This window comes from Amorphoplanes friuliensis DSM 7358 (assembly GCF_000494755.1).
Taxonomy (GTDB): domain Bacteria; phylum Actinomycetota; class Actinomycetes; order Mycobacteriales; family Micromonosporaceae; genus Actinoplanes; species Actinoplanes friuliensis.
On record NC_022657.1, the window covers coordinates 473,935 to 493,207 of the forward strand.

Below are 19,273 nucleotides of genomic sequence, written 5' to 3' on the forward strand. Positions count from 1 at the left end.
ACTCCACTCAGTTCTGGTTGCGGCCCTGCGCCGCAACCATGTTCAACGGTAGGTGCCCGGCGCGACTCCGCCCTCGATCCTGAGGTGGAGAAGCGCATTCGCATTCCCGTAAGGGCTACCCGTACCCCGTGTGAAACCACTGTTAACATCGGGGCAAATTCCGCCCCCTGACGCCCTGTCACCGGGGGCGGTTCAGGTGGGAGGGGATGTCTCGGTGACACTCGCCGTGCTGTGCGGGAGCACCGGCAACGACCTCGATCCGGGTGCGGCCCGCCGGCTCGCCGACGAGCTCACGGCGGCGCTGACCGCGGCCGGAGCCACCGCGGTCGTGCCGGTGAACGGCCTCGATGTCGCCGGTCAGCTCCGGGAGATCGCCAGGATCGCCGCGGACGCAAACGGGCCCGTGCTGCTGTGCGCGGACAACCTTGTCGCGCATCCGAGCCTGCTGTGGACCCTGGCCACCGAGCCGGCCGGTCGCAGCACCGCCCTGGTTGTCGCCGAGGACGGCGGTGACCTCCGCGAGGAGCGCGGCCGTCTGGTGGCCGCGACCGACGGCACCTCCCGTTTTCTGGGTGCCATCTCGATCGCTCCGGCCGACCTGCCCATCCTTGCCGCGAGTGCTGCCCGCGCGGCCGGAGACTCGGGGTTCGGCTCCGGCCCTGTGGGCCACCTGCCGGCATCGGGTGGGCCGCCCGCCGCGACCGCCGCGATCACGGATCCGGCGTCCCGCAGTTCAGCCGGCCGGGATGCTGTGGATGTTCTGCTGCCGGAGCTGCTCGCCGGGGGGCTCGTGCCCATCGCGACGCGGGTGCGGCTGCTGCATGCCGAGCGGGTGCACACCGACGCCGAGCTGACCGCCGCGCGGGCCGCGGTCGCCGCCGTCGACGAGGACTCCGCCCTGCTGCGGCTGGCGGTCAAGGAAAAAGACGACTTCTTCACCACGTACGCGGTCAGCAACTGGTCGCCCCTGGTCACCAAGTGGTGTGCCCGCCTCGGTCTCAGCCCGAGCGGCGTCACGGCGCTGTCGGTGCTGTTCGCCGTGGCCGCGGCGCTGGCGTTCTGGCAGGCCTCCCGGCCCGCGATGATCGCCGGTGCGGTGCTGCTCTACCTGGGATTTGTGCTCGACTGCGTGGACGGGCAGCTGGCCCGGTACACCCGGCGGTTCGGGGCGTTCGGCGGCTGGCTGGACACGATGGCGGACCGGGCGAAGGAGTACGCGGTCTACGCCGGTCTCGCGGCCGGTGCCGAGCGGGCCGGGCTGCCCTTCGCCTGGCCGCTGGCGATCACCGCGATCCTGCTGCAGACCGTGCGGCACATGACCGACACCTGGTACGGCGCACTGCACGACGAGGCGGCCGCCCGGCAGTCAGTCGGCACCGCGGGCAACACCGATGCCGGTGGCGGTGTGGGTGCGCGGCTGAGCCGTGCGTCCAACCGTGTGCAGGCCGACACCGGCTCGGCCGCGTACTGGTTGAAGCGGATCGTGGTCTTCCCGATCGGCGAGCGCTGGGCCCTGATCGCCGTGCTGGCGGCGCTGAGCAACGGACGGGTCGCCCTGACCGCGGTGGTGGTCTGGGGGTTGCTTGCTGCGGCGTACACGCTGGGTCTGCGCTCTTTGCGGTCGCTCTCGATGCGTGTCGGTGTGCTGGACACGGTCGACACTTCGCAGCACCGCGACGACGGGCTGCTGGTGCGGGCGGTGCTGAGTGCCGCCAAGGTCAAGGCGCCGCTGGCGGCGACCCTGGTGGCGGCTCTGGCGCCGCTGGTGCTGGTGGCCGCGGTGCTGGCGGGTCTCGTGCCGCTCGGCACCGAGTACGGCACCTGGGTCAACGGTGACGTACTGGTGCCGCTGGTCCGCGCCGACGGTGGCGCGGCGATCGCGCTGGTGGTGACCGCGGTCCTGGTGCTCGGCGCGGGTCTGGTGGCCCGGTCCCGGCACGGCGGGCCGCTCGACTGGCTGATCCCGGCCGGTCTGCGGGCGGCCGAATACCTGGTCGTGGTGGCCGTCGGACTGCTCTGCTCGGTGCCGCCGCCAGTTGTTTACCTGCTGTTGTTCGTCCTGGCACTCCAGCACTACGACCTGACCGCCCGGATGGAGAAGGGTGCCCCGGACGTGTCCACGCACGCCTGGTTCGGCTGGGACGGCCGGGTCGTGCTGCTCGTGGTGTGTGCTCTGTCCGGGGTGGCGACGATGGGGGAGTTGCTGCTCGCTGTCGCCGTGGGCGGCGCCTTCCTGGTGGGGGCGGTCAGGGACTGGAGATCCGGAGGTTCGTAGTGCCCCTGCTCAGCGTGGTGCTGCCGGTCCACAGGGTGCAGGGCTATCTGCGCCAGTGCCTCGACTCACTGCTCGAGCAGGTCTTCACGGACTTCGAGGTGGTCGCCGTCGACGACTGCTCACCGGACAACAGCGGCGCGATCCTCGCCGAGTACGCGGCGCGTGACCCGCGTATCCGGGTGGTCACGCTGACGGAGAACGTCGGCCTGGGCCGCGCCCGCAACATCGGGCTCGACCAGGCCACCGGCGACTACGTCTGGTTCGTCGACAGCGACGACTGGCTGGCCCGGGGCGCTCTGACCGCGGTCGCCGACCGGCTCACCGACACGGACGCCGACGTGCTGGTCGTGGGGTTCGACCGCGTGCACTGGGACGGGCGCGTGGCCCGGCCGGGTGCCGGTTCGCTGCTGTCCACCGCGCCGCGGACGTTCACGGTCGCCGAGTGGCCCCGCGTGCTGTCCGTGCTGCACGTCGCCTGGAACAAGATTGTCCGCCGGGAGCTGCTGATCAGACTCGGTCTGCGCTTCGAGTCCGGATGGTACGAGGACGTCTCGTTCACCTTCCCCGTGCTGGCGGCGGCGGACCGGATCAGCGCGCTGGGCCGCACCTGCGTGCACTACCGGCAGCGGCGGACCGGGGCCATCACGCGTACGGTCGGTGACCGGCATTTTGAGATCTTCGATCACTGGGCACACGCGTTTGCGCTGGTCGAGAAGTACGCCGAGCAGCCGGAGGTGATCCGGCCGCAGCTCTTCCAGCGGATGATGTGGCACTACGTGACCGTGCTGCGCAATCCCGAGCGGATGCCGCAGGGCTCGCGGCGGCGCTTCTTCGACCGGATCGTCGAGGACTTCCACCGGTACCGGCCGGACAGCGGGTATGAGCCGCCACCGGGACCGATGGGTCTGCGGTTGCGGCTGATCGAGCGGCGGTCGTTCCTGTCGTTCCGGGTGCTGGACCGGGCGGTGGCCGTGGCGAAGACCCTGAACCGCCGGCGGCGGGTGCCGGCCCTGAAGCTGCGCGGCCTGACCAAGCGACTGCGCCAAGCCGCCTACCGGGGCTATTACCAGCTGCAACTGCGGCTACCGGTGGACGACAAACTCGCGCTGTACGCCGCGTACTGGTACCGCGGGGTGACCTGCAACCCGGCGGCGATCTCCCGGAAGGCCGCCGAGCTGGCGCCGGACGTGCACAACGTGTGGGTCGTCGGCCGGGCGCGGGCCCGCTCGGTCCCGCCGGGCACCGATTACGTGATCGCCGGCTCACTGCCGTACTACCGTGCGCTGGCGCGGTCCCGCTGGCTGATCAATAACGTCAACTGGCCGAACTGGGTGGTCAAGCGGGACGGCGCCGTCCACCTGATGACCCACCACGGGACCCCGCTCAAGATGATGGGCCTCGACCAGGTGGACCACCCCGCGGCGGCCAAGGACCAGGACTTCCACGCCCAGATGCGCCGCGCGGACCGCTGGGACTTCAGCCTCTCGGCCAACGCGCACACCACGGTGGCCTGGGAGCGTGCCTACCCCTGCGGTTACGAGACCCTCGAGTCCGGCTATCCGCGCAACGACCGGCTCGCTGCCGCCTCACCCGGCGAGACCGCCTCGGTACGCGCAAAGCTCGGCATCGCGCCGACGGAACGTGTTGTCCTCTACACGCCCACACACCGCGAGTGGCTACCGCTGGGTCAGCAGGTGCTGGACGTGGAGGCGCTGGCCGACCAGCTCGGCCCGGACACGGTGCTGCTCGTCCGGGCGCACTACTTCTACGTCGCGCCCGAGCAGAAGTCGCCGGCGCGGCGCGGGCGGATCGTGGACGTGTCGGCGCACCCGGTCGTCGAGGACCTCTATCTGGCCGCCGACGTGATGATGACCGACTACTCGTCGGCGATGTTCGATTTTGCCGTCCTGGACCGCCCGCTGGTGATCTTCGCGCCGGACTGGGAGGCGTACCGGGAGCTCCGCGGTGTGTACTTCGACCTGATGGATCTTCCGCCGGGTGTGGTCGCGCGGACCTTCGCCGACCTGGTCGCCGTTTTTGCCACCGAGGCGTACGCGACCAGGGAGGCGGCGGCTCTGCGGGCCCGCTTCCGGGAGCGTTTCTGCTACCTCGACGACGGCCGGGCGGCGGAACGGGTAGTGCGCCGCGTGTTACTGGGCGATTCCGGGAAGTAAATCTTGAGGACACCGCCGCGCCGCCGCTGAAGGCGTCCGGCCGGGCCTCGTGCACCGCCACCTGCGCAGACGATGCATTTGGTTGATCTTGTGACGTCCATAAATGGGTGACGATCCGGTGACTGTCGGCAAATGGCACGTTCACCCGATGGCAGGCATCGATGGGTGTGGTCACGCTAAGCCATCGTCGCAGCTCAAACGCAGGAGGTTGACGGTGTCCACCGTCGCGCTCAAGGACGTCACCAAGGTCTGGCCGGACGGTACGGTCGCGGTCGACAAGGTCAGCCTGGACGTCGAGGACGGCGAGTTCCTGGTCCTCCTCGGGCCGTCCGGCTGCGGTAAGTCGACCATCCTGCGCATGATCGCCGGGCTGGAGGATCCCTCCGCCGGCGCCATCCTGCTCAACGGCGAACCCGTCATGGACCTCGCACCCCGCGATCGCCAGATCGCCATGGTCTTCCAGGACTTCGCGCTCTATCCGCACATGACCGTGGGCGACAACATCGGCTTCCCGCTGAAGCTCTCGGGTGTCGAGCCGGTGCCCCGCGGCGAGCGGATCGGCGACGTGGCCAGCGCGCTGGGCATCGGCGACGTGCTCGCGCGCAAGCCCGGGCAGCTCTCCGGCGGTCAGCGCCAGCGGGTCGCCATGGGCCGGGCCATCGTGCGCCGCCCCGGCCTCTTCCTGATGGACGAGCCGCTGTCCAACCTCGACAGCGGCCTGCGGGCCGAGCTGCGCGCCGAGATCACCGGACTGACCCGTGAGCTGGGCGTCACCACGATGTACGTCACCCACGACCAGGCCGAGGCGCTGACCATGGCCGACCGCGTGGCGATCATGCGCAAGGGTGTGCTGCAGGACCTGGGCACCCCGACCGAGGTGTACGGCCGCCCCGCCACGCTCTACGTCGCGGCGTTCCTCGGCGCACCCCGGATGAACCTCCTCGAGGCCTCGGTCTACGTGCACCTCGACCGTTACATCGCCCTCAACCTCGGTGAGCAGGCGCTCTACCTGCCCTGGACCGACATCCGGGCGCGGGCCATCGCGCACTACCACGGCGAGCGCATCGTCGTCGGCATGCGGGCCGAGGCCCTCACCCCGGTCGCCCCCGACACCCCGGGCGACGTGCTGCAGGGGCGCATCCGCTATCTCGAGCACCACGGGCACGAGTCGCTGGCGTTCCTGGACATCGGTGCGACGGCCATCGTCGTCGACGAGCTCGGCGGCGCGGTCACCGAGACGAACACCGAGACGGGCGCCCTCAAGCGCATCGGGGGAGCGCTCCAGCGGCTCACCGGCCGGGGCGACAAGGCGGTCCTCGAGCGTGAGGACCCCGAGAAGACCTCGGTGCTCAGCGACCCGGGCCGGCACCACCGGCGCCCGGCCGAGCTGGCTGTGCGGCTGGCGCCGTACCCGGCCGTTTCACCGGGTCACCCGCTCGCGATCAGCGTGCGGATGGACGCTCTGCATTTCTTCGACGAACGCGGTGACCGCATCGACGTCGGTTGGCGCTGAAACTCGGATTTTCGGTGGTTCTTGCGGCTGCCACGGAGGCGGTACACAGCGTAAGCTGCTCGGCGGTGAAGGAAACTGTCGACCATGACGTGCTGCGTCCGGCTCCGGGCAGGGAGTCGCCGGACGGCACGGCGGTGCCCGCAAATCCCGATCGGCAGTTCACCCTGCTGGACCGCACGTTCGGCCGTGACGAGATCACCGTGGTCCGCCACGAGGTCACCGCGCGGCTCGACCGGGCCGGGCTCGGCGACCGTCTCTCCGGCTTCGTCCTCGCGATCAACGAAGTCATCACCAACGTCGTCCTGCACGCCGGGGGCCACGGCAGGATCGTGCTCTGGGGCACCTCCGGTTCGCTGTGGTGCACGGTGACCGACTCCGGCCCCGGCATCCCGGAGCGATACCGGCACCCGCCCGAGGTCCCGGAGGCGTTCGAGGTGGGCGGCCGGGGCATCTGGCTGGCGCACCAACTGTGCGACGAGGTGACGATGGCGACGGGCCCGATCGGGACGACTATCGGACTACGCGTAATCGTCTCCCCACGCAATAACACGTCTGACCTGGTCAACGGGGCATCAACAGGCAACTGAACACGGAATGAAACGCCGTGGAAATGTCGTCCTGCGCATTGAGGCGTGTTGGCCATCCGGGACGACTACATTGGGCCAGTGCTAGGACTACCTCCTCATGTGACGGCCTGCCTCTTCGACCTCGACGGTGTGCTCACGCAAACCGCTCTGGTGCACAACGCGGCCTGGAAACAGACGTTCGACGCGTTCCTCCAGATCTGGTCCGCCCAGCACGGGCAGCCGTTCGTGCCGTTCGACTCGGGCGCCGACTACCACCAGTACGTCGACGGCCGGCCGCGCGCCGACGGTGTCCGGACCTTCCTCGCCTCCCGGAGCATCACCCTGCCCGAAGGCACGCCCGACGACAGTCCCGACGCGGAGACCGTCAACGGCATCGGCAACCGTAAGAACGAGCTCGTCCTGCAGAAGATCGCCGAGGGGGCCGTGCAGGTCTACCCCGGCTCGGTCGACTATCTGCACGCCGCCAAGGACGCCGGGCTACGCCGGGCTGTCGTTTCGGCCAGCGCCAACTGTGCGGACGTATTGAAAGCGGCCGGTATCGCAGATCTTCTCGAGGTGCGCGTGGACGGTGTGACCGCTCGTGCGGAACACTTGCCGGGCAAGCCCGCGCCGGACACCTTCCTCTACGGCGCGAAGCTGCTCGGTGTGGCACGGGAAAACTGTGCCGTCTTCGAGGACGCGCTCGCCGGTGTGGCCGCCGGCAAGGCGGGCGGATTCGGCATCGTGATCGGTGTGGACCGTGTCGGTCAGGCCGACGCACTGCGGGAGCACGGCGCTGACATCGTCGTGCAGGACCTCGCCGAGCTCCTGAAGTAAGACCCCTTTACAGACTTTCTCATTTCGAGAGGCACCACCGTGATCCGTGAACGGGCCTACCCCGTCGACCCCTGGCACATCAGGGAGACTCGGCTGGACCTGGACCTGCTGGCTCAGTCCGAGTCGGTCTTCGCCCTGGCCAACGGCCACATCGGCATCCGGGGGAACCTGGACGAGGGCGAGCCGCACGGCCTGCCCGGCACCTATCTGAACTCGTTCTACGAGCTGCGGCCGCTGCCGTACGCCGAGGCGGGCTACGGGTTCCCCGAGTCGGGCCAGACCATGGTCAACGTCACCAACGCCAAGCTCATGCGGCTTCTCGTCGACGACGAGCCGTTCGACGTGCGGTACGGCGAGCTGCGCTCCCACGAGCGCACCCTGGACCTGCGCGCGGGCACGCTCGAGCGGATCGTGGAATGGGTCTCGCCCTCCGGGCAGGCGATCCGGGTCCGCACCGTGCGCATGGTGTCGTTCACCCAGCGGGCGGTCGTCGCCTTCCTCTACGAGGTCGAGCCGCTGACCAGCTCCGCCCGGCTGATCCTCCAGTCGGAGCTGGTCGCCAACGAGCAGCTCCCGCCGACCAGCAAGGACCCCCGGGTCGCGGCTGTGCTCGATCACCCGCTGCAGGCCGAGGAGATGCTGGAGCAGCGCACCGGCGGCCTGCTCGTGCACCGCACCAAGGCGAGTGACCTGCGGATGGCCGCGGCGATGGAACACCTCGTCGAGGCGCCGGGCAAGCACGCCATCACCACCGAGGGGCACCCGGACTGGCTCCGGACCACGGTCGCCACCAAGCTCGAGCCGGGGCAGAAGCTGCGGGTCGTCAAGCTGGCCGCGTACGGCTGGTCCAGCAACCGCTCGCTGCCCGCGGTGCGGGACCAGGTCGGTGCCGCGCTCGCCAGCGCCCGTCTGGACGGCTGGGAGGGCCTGGTCGAGGCCCAGCGTGATTACCTCGACGCCTTCTGGGACCACTCCGACGTCAAGGTGGAGGGTGACCCGGAGGTGCAGCAGGCCGTGCGCTTCGGGCTCTACCACACGCTGCAGGCCGGTGCCCGCGCCGAGCAGCGGCCCATCGGGTCCAAGGGCCTCACCGGCCCGGGATACGACGGCCACACCTTCTGGGACGCCGAGACGTTTGTCCTCCCGGCGCTCACCTACACGCAGCCGGCCGCCGCGGCGGACGTGCTGCGCTGGCGGCACTCCACTCTGGATCTTGCCCGGGAGCGCGCGCAGACCCTCGGGTTGCAGGGCGCGGCCTTCCCGTGGCGCACCATCCGCGGGCAGGAGTGCTCGGCCTACTGGCCGGCCGGCACCGCGGGCTTCCACATCGGCGCCGACATCGCCGACGCGGTGCGCCGGTACGTCTCGGCCACCGGTGACTACGACTTCGAGCGTGACTACGGTCTCGAGCTGCTCGTGGAGACCGCCCGCCTGTGGCGTTCGCTGGGGCATCACGACCGGCACGGCCGTTTCCACATCGACGGCGTCACCGGCCCCGACGAGTACACCGCCGTGGTCGACGACAACATCTACACCAACCTGATGGCGCAGCAGAACATGTTCGCCGCGGCCGACGCGGCCAAGCGGCACCCGGACCTCGCCCGCAAGCTGGGCGTGGACGACGAGGAGTCGGCGTCGTGGCGGGACGCGGCGGCCTCGGTGCACATCCCGTACGACCGGGAGCTCGGGGTGCACCAGCAGTCGGAGGGCTTCACGCGGCTGCAGGAGTGGGACTTCCAGAACACTCCGCCGGAGGTCTACCCGCTGCTGCTGAACTACCCGTACTTCGACCTGTACCGCAAGCAGGTGGTCAAGCAGGCCGACCTGGTCATGGCCATGTACGTGCGCGGTGACGCCTTCACCCCCGAGGAGAAGGCGCGCAACTTCGCGTACTACGAGGCGCGGACGGTCCGGGACTCGTCGCTGTCGGCGTGCATCCAGGCCGTGATGGCGGCCGAGGTGGGTCACCTCGAGCTGGCCCACGACTACCTGGGTGAAGCCGCCCTGATGGACCTGCACGACCTGCACCAGAACGCCCGTGACGGCGTCCACGTGGCTTCCCTGGCCGGCTCCTGGATCGCCCTCGTGGCCGGTCTGGGCGGCATGCGGGACTCGAACGGCCAGCTGTCGTTCGCGCCGCGCCTGCCCAGCCGGATCAACGGCCTGGAGTTCTCCCTGCTCTGGCGCGGCCTGCGGCTGCGGGTGGAGGTCACGGCGGACGAGGTCACCTACTCGCTGCGCAACGGCGGTGGTTCGGCCCGGCTGGACCTCCTGCACCACGGCAAGGAGGTCACGATCACCCAGGTGAAGCCGGTCGTGCTGCCGATCCCGCCGCAGGGCCCGATGGGCCCGGCGCCGACGCAGCCGGCCGGTCGGGCCCCGGTCCGCCGGGCCACCGGCAGCTGACCGAGCTACAGCAAGAAGCCCCCGTCCTCGAGGAGGACGGGGGCTTTCTGTTGGTCCGGAGCAGCGCTAAAGCATCGAGACGTGGACGTGGTCCGTGTGGTCGGACGGGCCGGAGTAGGACTTCCAGCCGGTCGCCGGGAACCAGATCTGTCTGTTCCAGATGACGTACAGGATGCCGAGCCGGTCGGCGTTACGGACCAGGAACGCCATCAGGTTGTTGCCGTACTCCCGGGTGTCCTGGTTGTGCCAGGGGGCGAAGCCGCTGTTCTGCAGGGACCAGTCGCAGGCCCGGCCCTTGGGATGCTCGAACGGTCCGCCGTTGCGGTGACAGCCGACGAACCTCTTGAACTTCGCCTTCTTGACTTCCTTGTACATGTGGAAGGTCCGCGGGGTGATGCAGCCGCTGGTCGTCGGGTCGTTCACGCTGCACGACTCCGGGCCGAAATCGCCGTCGGAGTTGCGGGGAGCGGGGGCCGCCACCGGTGACTTGGAGAGGACAAAGCCGCCGGTCACGGACTTGCCGCCGACCTTGGCCAGGGCGTTCTCCGCCGACTCCTTCTGCTTTTTCATCGAGGCCAGATTCTGCTGCTGGGCCTTGACCTCCTGATCGAGGCGGGCCTTCTGCGTGCTGACGTCGTCGATCGCCTCGTACAGCTCGTGCAGCTTGCCGTCGTTGATGGCGTTGATCTCCTCGAGGGAGACCGCCTTCTTGAGGAAGCCGTCCGGGCCGTCGGTGTTGAGCAGGAAGCCCATCGTCGAGATGCCACCGGTGCGGTACTGCTGGGCCGCGACCGCGCCGACCTCGGGGAGCAGAGAGTCCCGCCGGGTCTCGGCATTCTTGACCTTGAGGGCCAGACCCAGCTGGGTCTTGGTCGACTTCGCAACCGCTGATTTGGCCGCCAGGAAGCGTCGTCCCGTGGAGTCGAGGACGTCGTTCAGGAGCGGATCGTCATCGCCGTCGTCGGCGGTCGACGACTTCTTGTCGTCGTCGGGGTCGGCGCTCGCCGGTGATGCGGGCACGAGCAGCATCGTGACCGCTACGAGCGGTGCCAGGGCGAGAACGAGCCACCGGCGGGGTCTTGCCGTCATTCACAATCCTTCCGCGTGACCACCGACCGGGTTAGCTGACGGGTTCGGGACGGAAGCGATCCCTACCACGGTTACGTGGATTCACCCCACTACTACACATGGGTCCCCGGCTCGCCTCGCGGCGATTAGGCGGTGGGCTGCCGGCACCTTGGGGGCGGTGCCTTCTTGGCAGTGACCGGCGGCCAGCTTACCTGACAACTGCCCTGGTGACAGTCCGGCAACGGTGGTGAAAAGCGTTACCCGGCAACGACTTTCCGTTACTGCTCGATGGAATGACGCAGGTCATAGCCCGTAACGGCACATCAATGTGAGTCGTTGCATTCTTTCCGTCACGAAATCACGCCGCGTATTTGCATTGTTGCGCTCAGTACGACACCTGTCGATTCGTGACATCGATGGGTAGTGTTCGTCACGGTCTCACAGCAGACCGCCGCCTAATCGCCGCAAGGCGAGCCGGGGACCCACCCGTGTTATGGGGTGAATCCACGTCACAGTGGTAGGGATCGCTTCCGTCCCGAACCCGTCAGCTAACTCGGTCGGCGGCCGACGGAAGGAAAGCACGTGAGGCTCAAACCTGCCCGCCGGCGATTAGCGACCGTCCTCGCGGCGCTCGTCGCCACCACGGGTCTGGCACTCGTCGCCCCGTCCTCCGCCTCGGCGTCACCCCGGCCGCTCGCCGCGCCCGGTGACTCGGGCGACGACGGTGAGGGCGGCTCGAAGTCCCTGGTCCAGCAGCTCGAGGCGGCGTCCAAGGGCTTCGTCGAGGCCAAGGAGGCCCTGGCGACCTCCAGGAAGCGCCAGCAGCAGCTGATCGACAAGCTCAAGGAGATCAACACCGAGCTCGGCCCGAAGCAGGCGGCGCTGGACGACATCGTCCAGCAGTCGTACCGCACCGGGCGGCTCGGGCCGATGACCGCGCTGGTCACCGCCGACTCCACCGGCAGCATGCTGGACCGCGTACAGACCCTGGAGACGATCGCGGTCAAGCAGGACCGGGCCGTCCGCGATCTGAAGGACTCGAAGACGCAGCAGGAGCAGGCGAAGGTCGCGATCGACGCCGAGATCCGCGACCAGCAGCGTCAGCTCACCGTCATGGCCAAGCGCAAGACGCAGGCCGAGAACGCCCTGAAGGCCGCCAACGCGGCCAGTGGCAGCTCCGACGCCTCGGACTCGTCCGGTGGCAGCAGCTCCAGCGACGGCGGCAGCAGCTCGAAGGCCGCCGCGGCGCCGCGGAACTCCAACGGTGAGCTGCCCAACGAGTCCTGCAGCATCAACGACCCCACCTCGTCCGGCTGCATCACGCCGCGCACGCTGCACGCGATGAAGGAAGCCAAGAAGGACGGCTTCACACGCTTCGTCGCATGCTTCCGGCAGCAGAACAGCGGCGAGCACCCCAAGGGTCGTGCCTGTGACTTCGCCGCCGACAAGAACGGCTTCGGCGGCGACGCCACAGGCAGCAGCAAGACGTACGGCAACCAGCTGGCGAACTACTTCATCAACAATGCGAGCCGGCTGGGTGTGCTCTACGTGATCTGGTTCCGGCGGATCTGGCTACCGAGCAGCGGCTGGAAGTCGTACTCGGGGGCCGGTGGGGATCCGTCGAGTGATCACACCAACCACGTGCATCTCTCGATGCGCTAGCTCCGGCGGGGAGTGCGGGGCCTACCGCTTGGTGTAGGCCTCGTACTCCTTCAGGACCTCGTCGGTCGGGCCGTCCGCGCGGATCAGTCCCGACTCGAGCCAGATCGCGCGTTCGCAGGTGTCCCGGATCGACTGCTCGCTGTGGCTGACCAGGAAGACCGTGCCGGCCTGGGCGCGCAGATCGCGGACCCGCTGCTCGCTGCGCCGGCGGAACTTCGCGTCACCCGTCGCCAGCGCCTCGTCGATCAGCAGGACGTCGTGCTTCTTTGCCGCCGCGATCGAGAACCGCAGCCGCGCCGCCATGCCCGACGAGTACGTCCGCATCGGCAGCGAGCTGAAGTCCCCGCGTTCGTTGATCCCGGAGAACTCGATGATGTCCTTGGTCTGGGCCTTCACCTCGGCCGGGCTCATGCCCATGGCGAGGCAGCCCAGGACGACGTTGCGCTCGCCCGGCAGGTCGTTCATCAGGGCGGCGTTGACACCGAGCAGCGACGGCTGCCCGGCGGCGTAGATCGCGCCCTTCTCCACCGGCAGCAGACCGGCGATGGCCCGCAGCAGGGTCGACTTCCCGGAGCCGTTGGTGCCGATCAGACCGACGGCCTCACCCTTGTACGCGACGAAGCTGACGCCCTTGATCGCGTGCACCTCGCGCAGTGTCGCGGGCTTGGCACCGGTCACGATGCGCTTGAAGCTCGCCAGCGGGCTGCCCGTGCCGGGCGTGGCCGACTGGTGCACCCGGTAGACCACGTGAGCGTCGTCGACGATGATCGTCGGATCGCGCCGGTCGTTGCTGGAGACGTCAGCCACGGCCGTACCCCTTCTCTCCGCGCCAGAAGTAGACGTAACCGCCGAGCCCGGCCACGAGGGCCCAGGCGACGGCCTCGAGCCACAGCACGCCGGCGGGCGCCGCCAGCGGCACGTCCTCCATCAGTGCGTGCCGCATGAGGTCGATGAAGACGAGCAGCGGGTTGGCCTCGACCACGGCCAGCTTCCAGCCGCTGAGGTGCTCGGTGAAGCGGGTCACCGGGTAGAGCACGGCCGAGCCGTACAGCCAGATCCGCATGATGAACGGCACCAGTTGCTTGAAGTCGGCGACCTTGGAGCCGAGGCGGGCCACGGCCATCGCCAGACCGGCGTTGAAGATCGACTGGAGCAGGAAGATCGGGACGATCAGCAGCCATTCCCAGGTGATGCGCTCACCGAAGGCCAGCACGATGACCATGAGGACGGCCAGCGAGGCGATCATGTTGCGGATCTCGACCATGACGATGGCCAGCGGCAGGCTGGCCCGCGGGAAGTGCAGGGCGCGGATCATGCCCAGGTTGCCGCTGATCGCCTGGATGCCGGCCTGCACCACCGACTGGGTGAAGCCGAAGATGAAAACGCCGGTGCAGAGGTACGCGACGAAGTTGTCGATGCCGCTCTTGGTGTTGAGGACGACACCGAAGATCACGTAGTAGACCGCTGCGTTGATCAGCGGCGTCAGCACCTGCCAGAAGATGCCGAGCCGGGTGCGGCCGAGCGCGGAGGAGACCTTGGCATTGGCGAACGACGTGATGAAGTGCCGGTAGGACCACAGCTGCCGCGAGTAGTCGCGCAGGCTGGGGAGCTTGCCGGCAGCGCTCAGGCCGTGCTTGCGGGCCAGCTCCTTGAGCGAGAGGCCGGTTTCGGAATCGGCGACCGCCGTAGGGGGCATGGGGTGGCGCTCCGATCTGGTCGGTCCGGTGGGGGTCGAAGACCTCGGTGCATCGTCCGGGAACACACTGACAAGTGTGCGCCGATGGAACGGGATCGTATCGACGCTGGGCCCGAAACTATCCGAATGAGCGCCAGAACGCAACCGTTGCGTCCTCGCGTATAGTGACCCCGTGGCAACAGCGAAACGTGCACCCGCCGGAGCGGCGGTGCTCCGCGGGGACATCACCGCGGCCATCCGGAATGCGGTCATGCACGAACTGGCCGAAGTCGGTTACGGCCGGCTCTCCATCGAGGCGGTCGCCCGCCGGGCGGGTGTCGGCAAGACCGCAATCTACCGCCGGTGGAGCAACAAACTCGAGATGGTGCTCGAGATCGTGTCCGCCGTTGCAGAGCGTAGCGTGCCCATGCCCGACACCGGTAGCTTCGCGGGCGACCTGCAACTGATGATGTTCATCGTCAGCAAGGCGCTCCAGCACCGGATCGCCTCGCAGATCATCCCGGACCTGATGGCCGAGGCCGCGCGCAATCCGAAGATCGCCGAAACTCTCCAGCGGGCACTCCGCACCCACCAGCAGGCGGTGGGTGACCAGATTGTCGGTCAGGCAGTCACACGCGGTGAGCTTCCGGCCGGCACCGACGCCAATCTTGCCGTCGATCTGATGCTCGGCCCGCTGTACTGGCGGCTCGCGGTCTCACGGACCCCGATCGACGACGACTACCTCGAGAACCTCAGCACCGCCGTCATGGCCGCGCTGAAAACGAGCCGGCCAGCTCAGTGACCTGCCGGGCGCGGATACCCGCGCCCACGTCCTCCGGCGTCATCGGCCGGGCGAAGTGGAAACCCTGCGCCCGGACGTAACCGAGATCTCCCAGCTTCGCGGCCTGGGCCGGCGTCTCGACACCCTCGGCCACCGCTTCGACCCCCAGGGCCCGGGCCAGCTGCAGCACGGCGCCGGCGATGGCGTCGGGTCCCGGGCCGGGCGCGAACGACCGGTCCAGCTTGATCTGGTCCACCGGGCAGTTCGCCAGCAGGCTGAGCGTCGACGCGCCGGTGCCGAAGTCGTCGAGCGACAGGCGTACGCCCAGCGCCCGCAGCCCGCGCAGGTTGTCCTGCGTCGCGCCGCCGCCCACGGCCGTGGACTCGGTGATCTCGATCGTCAGACGGCCCGCGGCCAGCCCGGAGTCGCGCAGCGCGGCCGCCACCTCGGCGGCGAAGCCGGGCTCCTGCAGCTGCCGGGCGGACGCGTTCACCGACATGGTGCCCGGCGCCAGGTCGCCCAGGTCGTCGATCCACGCGGTGGCCTGACGGCAGGCCTCGCGCAGAACCCAGCGGCCGAGCGGCACGATCAGGCCGGTCTCCTCCGCGCCCGGGATGAACTCGCCCGGGCCGAGCAGCCCGCGCTCCGGGTGCTGCCAGCGGACCAGGGCCTCGACACCGGTGAGCCGGCCCTCGGGCAGCGTCACCACCGGCTGGTAGCGCAGGACCAGCTCGTCCTGGTCGAGCGCGGCCAGCAGAGCGGCGGTGAGCCGGTTGCGCTCGGCGCCGCGCGCCTCCATGCCGGGCCTGTACCGCTGGTAGCCGCCCTCGCCGCGTTCCTTGGCCTCGTACATGGCGATGTCGGCCCGGCGCAGCAGGTCACCCGCGTCGTCGTCACCGGCCTGACCGTCGACCACCCCGAAGCTGGCACGCACGCCGAGCAGGTGGCCGTCGATCTCCACCGGCACGGCGAGCGCGTCGGCGATGCGTTCGAGCACACGGTCGACGGTGTCGCCACCGACCCCCTCGAAGAGGATGGCGAACTCGTCGCCGCCGAGGCGCGCCACGATGTCGGTCGGGCGCACGCTGGCGCGCATCCGGTCGGCCACGGCGACGAGCAGCCCGTCGCCGACCGAGTGGCCGAGGGTGTCGTTGACGGTCTTGAAGTCGTCGAGGTCGATCAGCACGATGCTGATCGTGTTGCCGGGGCCCGCGTTGGCCACGCCGGCCTGGACCCGGTCGCCGAAGAGTGCGCGGTTGGCCAGCCCGGTCAGCACGTCGTGCGTGGCCTCGTAGCTGAGCCGCTCGTGCGCCTGGACGGTCTCCGTCACGTCCCGCGAGTTGCTGACCACACCGGCCACACTCGGCACGTCGGTCAGGTTCACGCTGATGATCTCCAGCGTCCGCCACGAGCCGTCGGCGTGGGACATCCGGGCCTGGTAGGTGGCGGAGTTGCCGGGCCGGCTGATCACGTGCGCGACGTTGGTCGCGACGACTTCGCGGTCGTCGGGGTGCACCCGGTGCGCGATGTTGGTGCCGGCCATCGGCTCCGGCTCCGAGCCGAGGACCCGCCGCACGGCCGGGCTGATGTAGTGGATCCGGCCGTTGGGCGCGGTGATCGTCACGACGTCGGTCGAGTTCTGGACCAGCAGGCGGAAGCGCTCTTCCCGGTGCTCGAGCCGGGTGACCAGGTTGTCGTTGTCGCGCAGGGCGATGAGCTGACGGATGATCACCAGGCCCGTCAGCAGCACCGCCACGACGGTCACCGGCAGGCGGTCGCTGCTGTCGACCGCGACGACGTAGATCAGCAGCGCGTTGGTCGCGGCGGCCATCACGTACGGCAGCGGGGAGGTCCGGCGGCGGTTCGGGGCCGGCGGCAGGCCGTGAGCCCGCGTCCCGGCCGCACCGAACGCGACCAGGAACGCCGCGACGGGGACGCCGAGCAGCGTGATGTCGAGGTGGGGCCGGGTCGCCAGCAGCGGTGTCAGAGCGGTGACCAGACCGGTGGCGACCAGCGAGGAGCCCAGGGCCCACATCGAGCGGTGCCCGAGCGACGTGGCGCCGGTGGCGGCGACCTTGGCGATGGCGAGCATGGTGACCAGGCCCGTGATCACGAAGCTGACGCTGGCGACGATCGAGACCGTGCCGGCTGCCGAGCCCTCGAAGAGCCGTTGCGCGGAGAAGTGCCAGAAGAAGACCGCCGCGCCCGAGACCAGGATGCCCACGTCCAGGCCCGTGGTCACCAGCTGGCCCCGCGTACGCGCACCCAGCGGCAACCCGAAGAGCGGCCACGAGAGCAGCAGCAGGAACGCCGCGTGCAGCAGCCCGGTGACCGCGCCGACCCGGGTCGACATGGCGAGCCCCGGACCGATCGAGTCGATGACGTGCGAGGTCATCGCGGCGGTCAGGACGGCGAACGCAAAACCGAACCGCCGCCAGAAGAGGCGTGCGGCGTCGGTGAGGCTCGGGTCGGTGCTGCTGCGCCGGCACACCACGGTCGCCACCGCGGCGCTGACCGGCATCATCGCCCAGCCCAGGATCGTCGGACCGATCTCCCCGAACGCGTAGACGACGGTGAACCACACGGTCCCGGCGACTGCCAATGATCCGGAGATCAGGAGCAGCCGCCGGTCCCACGCCGAAGTGCGTGGTGCGTGGTCCATGGTTCTCCTCTCGTGCGGGGCGCCGTTACCCGCACGATCGGTTCCGGCGGGAGCCGGATGAGCATTCCGGACTACGGAGCCGCGTTCAAGAGGTCGAGCACGCTGTGCTGGCAGGAATGGTTCGTGCTGACGTACGGACCGGCCCAGTGGCTGCCGTACGCGTCGAAGCTCGTGCGGTTCTTCGCGTACGCGGAATCGGCCTGTCGCCGCAGGTAGGCATCGTAGGGCCGGCCCACAGCAGCGTTGAGGACGCCCAGCCCGCGGACGAACGGGCCCTTGAACGAGACGCCGTCACCGCTGCACTGGTCCGGTTCGTTGGGCTCGCGCAGGATGCCGTTGTTGTTGAGATAGGTGCTCGTGGTGGCCGCGTCGCCGATCCGGCGGGCCACGGTCAGCGCGTTGGCGTCGCCCGTCAGCCGGTTGAGCTGCACCAGGGCGTTGATCAGCACACCCTGGTTGTAGGTCCAGGTGACGTCACCGTTGTTGCGGCAGGTGCTGAGGTTGACACCGTCGTTGACCAGGTTCGAGCTGTTGATCATTCCGGTGCTCTGGAACCAGCTCCAGCCCGCCTGCGCGCGCCCGCGATAAACGCTGTCACCGCCGATGCGCTGGGACAGGGCCGCGTTGAGCTGGATGTAGAGGCTGTTCGCGATGGCGTTCTTGACCGTGCGGTCGGTGCGCCAGTAGATGCCACCGCCGCAGCGCGTGTCCCAGTAGCTGAACATGTGGTCGGCGTCCGCACGGGCGGTGCTCAGGTAGCGGCTGTCGCCCGTCCGGTCGTACGCGGCCACCCACGCGAGTCCCCACCAGCCGGTGTCGTCGAGGTACTCGTTGCGGAACTGCCCCTGCCGCGCGTTGATCTGCTTGTCGTACGTGGTGGCGATCGCGTAGTCGTAACTGTGCATCCCGGTGATCCGGCTGTTGTCGATCAGCGCGGTGAGGGCGTTCGCCCCCGTCCACCAGCCGTTGGTGTCGAAGAGGCCGGTGCCCTGGTCGAAGCGCATCATCAGGGCGGTGGCCGCGGCCGTGCGCCGGTCCGCGGCGTTCCAGTTGCTGCGGGCCCAGCCGGTGCAGGTGAGCTCGGGCCGGTCGCTCGCCTTGCCGCAGGCGCGGAGCACGCCGACACCGCGGGAGCCCCAGTTGTCGACGTTGAACATGCTGGTACGCCAGCCGCCGGCACCCGCGGGGACCGTGGTGTCGCCGAGCCGGCTGTCGCCCGACCACGTGCGGCCGCCGTCGAAGGAGCGGTCGAGCCAGACTTGGTCGCCGGCCTGACCGTTCTCGACGGTGGCCCAGATCATCGCGTCGGTGTCGTTGATGTGGACCTTGAAGGAGCGGCCGTGCAGGGTGCTGGTCGTCGCGACCCGGTCGCCGGGGGACAGGGCGGGGTCGCGGCCGTCGCAGTAGCGGTTGCAGATGGTGGCTGCCTGGGCCGCCGAGCTGGTCTGGACCTGGAGGAGGACGGTGGCGGCGACCGTGAGAGCCGCGATCCACTTGTGGCGCATGGGGGATACCTCCGTGCCGGTGGGTGCACATGGGCTATCTGTTAATAAAGTACGCAGATTGTTAACAGTCAATGCCTGATGTGAATTCTTAAGCCGCGCGTCAGGCCTGCCGAAGTTAGGGGCCCCCACCCGCACCGTCCCCCCGGAGC

The 19,273-nt window shown here is 69.2% G+C and carries 13 protein-coding genes and 2 riboswitches; of the genes, 8 read left to right on the plus strand and 5 right to left on the minus strand.

Annotated features, from left to right (window positions below; genetic code table 11):
* The first annotated feature begins 214 nt into the window (after positions 1 to 214).
* From AFR_RS02300 to AFR_RS02325, 6 genes are all read left to right on the plus strand, one after another.
* Positions 215 to 2,275: a CDP-alcohol phosphatidyltransferase family protein gene (locus AFR_RS02300; RefSeq protein ID WP_023357681.1), complete on the plus strand. Its 2,061-nt coding sequence runs from the start codon at positions 215 to 217 to the stop codon at positions 2,273 to 2,275.
* Positions 2,275 to 4,449: a bifunctional glycosyltransferase/CDP-glycerol:glycerophosphate glycerophosphotransferase gene (locus tag AFR_RS02305; protein WP_023357682.1), complete on the plus strand. Its 2,175-nt coding sequence runs from the start codon at positions 2,275 to 2,277 to the stop codon at positions 4,447 to 4,449. The genes AFR_RS02300 and AFR_RS02305 overlap by 1 nt, the downstream gene beginning before the upstream one ends.
* A gap of 214 nt (positions 4,450 to 4,663) precedes the next feature.
* Positions 4,664 to 5,962 carry an ABC transporter ATP-binding protein gene (locus tag AFR_RS02310; RefSeq protein WP_023357683.1) on the plus strand — a complete coding sequence of 433 codons (1,299 nt, stop codon included), beginning with the start codon at positions 4,664 to 4,666 and terminating at the stop codon, positions 5,960 to 5,962.
* Positions 5,953 to 6,549 (plus strand): ATP-binding protein, encoded by a 597-nt coding sequence (locus AFR_RS02315; RefSeq protein WP_238547224.1) that lies wholly within the window; start codon positions 5,953 to 5,955, stop codon positions 6,547 to 6,549. The genes AFR_RS02310 and AFR_RS02315 overlap by 10 nt, the downstream gene beginning before the upstream one ends.
* A 78-nt stretch (positions 6,550 to 6,627) precedes the next feature.
* A complete protein-coding gene (locus AFR_RS02320; protein WP_041840537.1) occupies positions 6,628 to 7,365 on the plus strand; it encodes a beta-phosphoglucomutase family hydrolase in 738 nt (245 codons plus the stop codon).
* A gap of 39 nt (positions 7,366 to 7,404) precedes the next feature.
* On the plus strand, positions 7,405 to 9,771 hold the full coding sequence (locus AFR_RS02325; protein ID WP_023357686.1) for a glycoside hydrolase family 65 protein: 2,367 nt from the start codon (positions 7,405 to 7,407) through the stop codon (positions 9,769 to 9,771).
* Between the two features lie 66 nt (positions 9,772 to 9,837).
* Here the strand turns inward: AFR_RS02325 and AFR_RS02330 are convergent, their stop codons facing one another.
* Entirely contained in the window at positions 9,838 to 10,860 is a 1,023-nt protein-coding gene (locus tag AFR_RS02330) for a coiled-coil domain-containing protein (protein WP_023357687.1), read from the minus strand.
* Positions 10,861 to 10,865: 5 nt separating this feature from the next.
* Positions 10,866 to 11,002: riboswitch (cyclic di-AMP (ydaO/yuaA leader) on the minus strand.
* A 279-nt stretch (positions 11,003 to 11,281) separates the two neighbouring features.
* Positions 11,282 to 11,418, plus strand: a riboswitch (cyclic di-AMP (ydaO/yuaA leader).
* Between the two features lie 3 nt (positions 11,419 to 11,421).
* Between AFR_RS02330 and AFR_RS02335 the strand changes: the two genes are divergently transcribed.
* Positions 11,422 to 12,501 (plus strand): coiled-coil domain-containing protein, encoded by a 1,080-nt coding sequence (locus tag AFR_RS02335; RefSeq protein WP_023357688.1) that lies wholly within the window; start codon positions 11,422 to 11,424, stop codon positions 12,499 to 12,501.
* Between the two features lie 21 nt (positions 12,502 to 12,522).
* On the opposite strand, the gene AFR_RS02340 is transcribed toward AFR_RS02335, so the two are convergent.
* Positions 12,523 to 13,308 (minus strand): ABC transporter ATP-binding protein, encoded by a 786-nt coding sequence (locus AFR_RS02340; RefSeq protein ID WP_023357689.1) that lies wholly within the window; start codon positions 13,306 to 13,308, stop codon positions 12,523 to 12,525.
* Positions 13,301 to 14,197, minus strand: coding sequence for an ABC transporter permease (locus AFR_RS02345; RefSeq protein ID WP_023357690.1), 897 nt, complete (start codon positions 14,195 to 14,197; stop codon positions 13,301 to 13,303). Before AFR_RS02345 ends, AFR_RS02340 begins: the two co-directional genes overlap by 8 nt.
* 172 nt (positions 14,198 to 14,369) lie before the next feature.
* On the opposite strand from AFR_RS02345, the gene AFR_RS02350 reads away from it, so the two are divergent.
* Positions 14,370 to 14,978: a TetR/AcrR family transcriptional regulator gene (locus AFR_RS02350; RefSeq protein WP_041840538.1), complete on the plus strand. Its 609-nt coding sequence runs from the start codon at positions 14,370 to 14,372 to the stop codon at positions 14,976 to 14,978.
* Here the strand turns inward: AFR_RS02350 and AFR_RS43285 are convergent.
* Both AFR_RS43285 and AFR_RS02360 read right to left on the minus strand, forming a co-directional pair.
* A complete protein-coding gene (locus AFR_RS43285; RefSeq protein WP_023357692.1) occupies positions 14,941 to 17,619 on the minus strand; it encodes a putative bifunctional diguanylate cyclase/phosphodiesterase in 2,679 nt (892 codons plus the stop codon). The two genes, AFR_RS02350 and AFR_RS43285, sit on opposite strands and share 38 nt — an antisense overlap.
* Positions 17,620 to 17,690: 71 nt before the next feature.
* Complete coding sequence (locus AFR_RS02360) at positions 17,691 to 19,124, minus strand: glycoside hydrolase family 76 protein (RefSeq protein ID WP_023357693.1); 1,434 nt, start codon at positions 19,122 to 19,124, stop codon at positions 17,691 to 17,693.
* Positions 19,125 to 19,273 lie beyond the last annotated feature (149 nt).

Bases quoted from the DNA above. Each gene is read 5' to 3' on its own strand.
- AFR_RS02330 (WP_023357687.1), bottom strand. From the start codon at position 10,860: ATGACGGCAAGACCCCGCCGGTGGCTCGTTCTCGCCCTGGCACCGCTC.
- AFR_RS02345 (WP_023357690.1), bottom strand. From the start codon at position 14,197: ATGCCCCCTACGGCGGTCGCCGATTCCGAAACCGGCCTCTCGCTCAAG.
- AFR_RS43285 (WP_023357692.1), bottom strand. From the start codon at position 17,619: ATGGACCACGCACCACGCACTTCGGCGTGGGACCGGCGGCTGCTCCTG.
- AFR_RS02360 (WP_023357693.1), bottom strand. From the start codon at position 19,124: ATGCGCCACAAGTGGATCGCGGCTCTCACGGTCGCCGCCACCGTCCTC.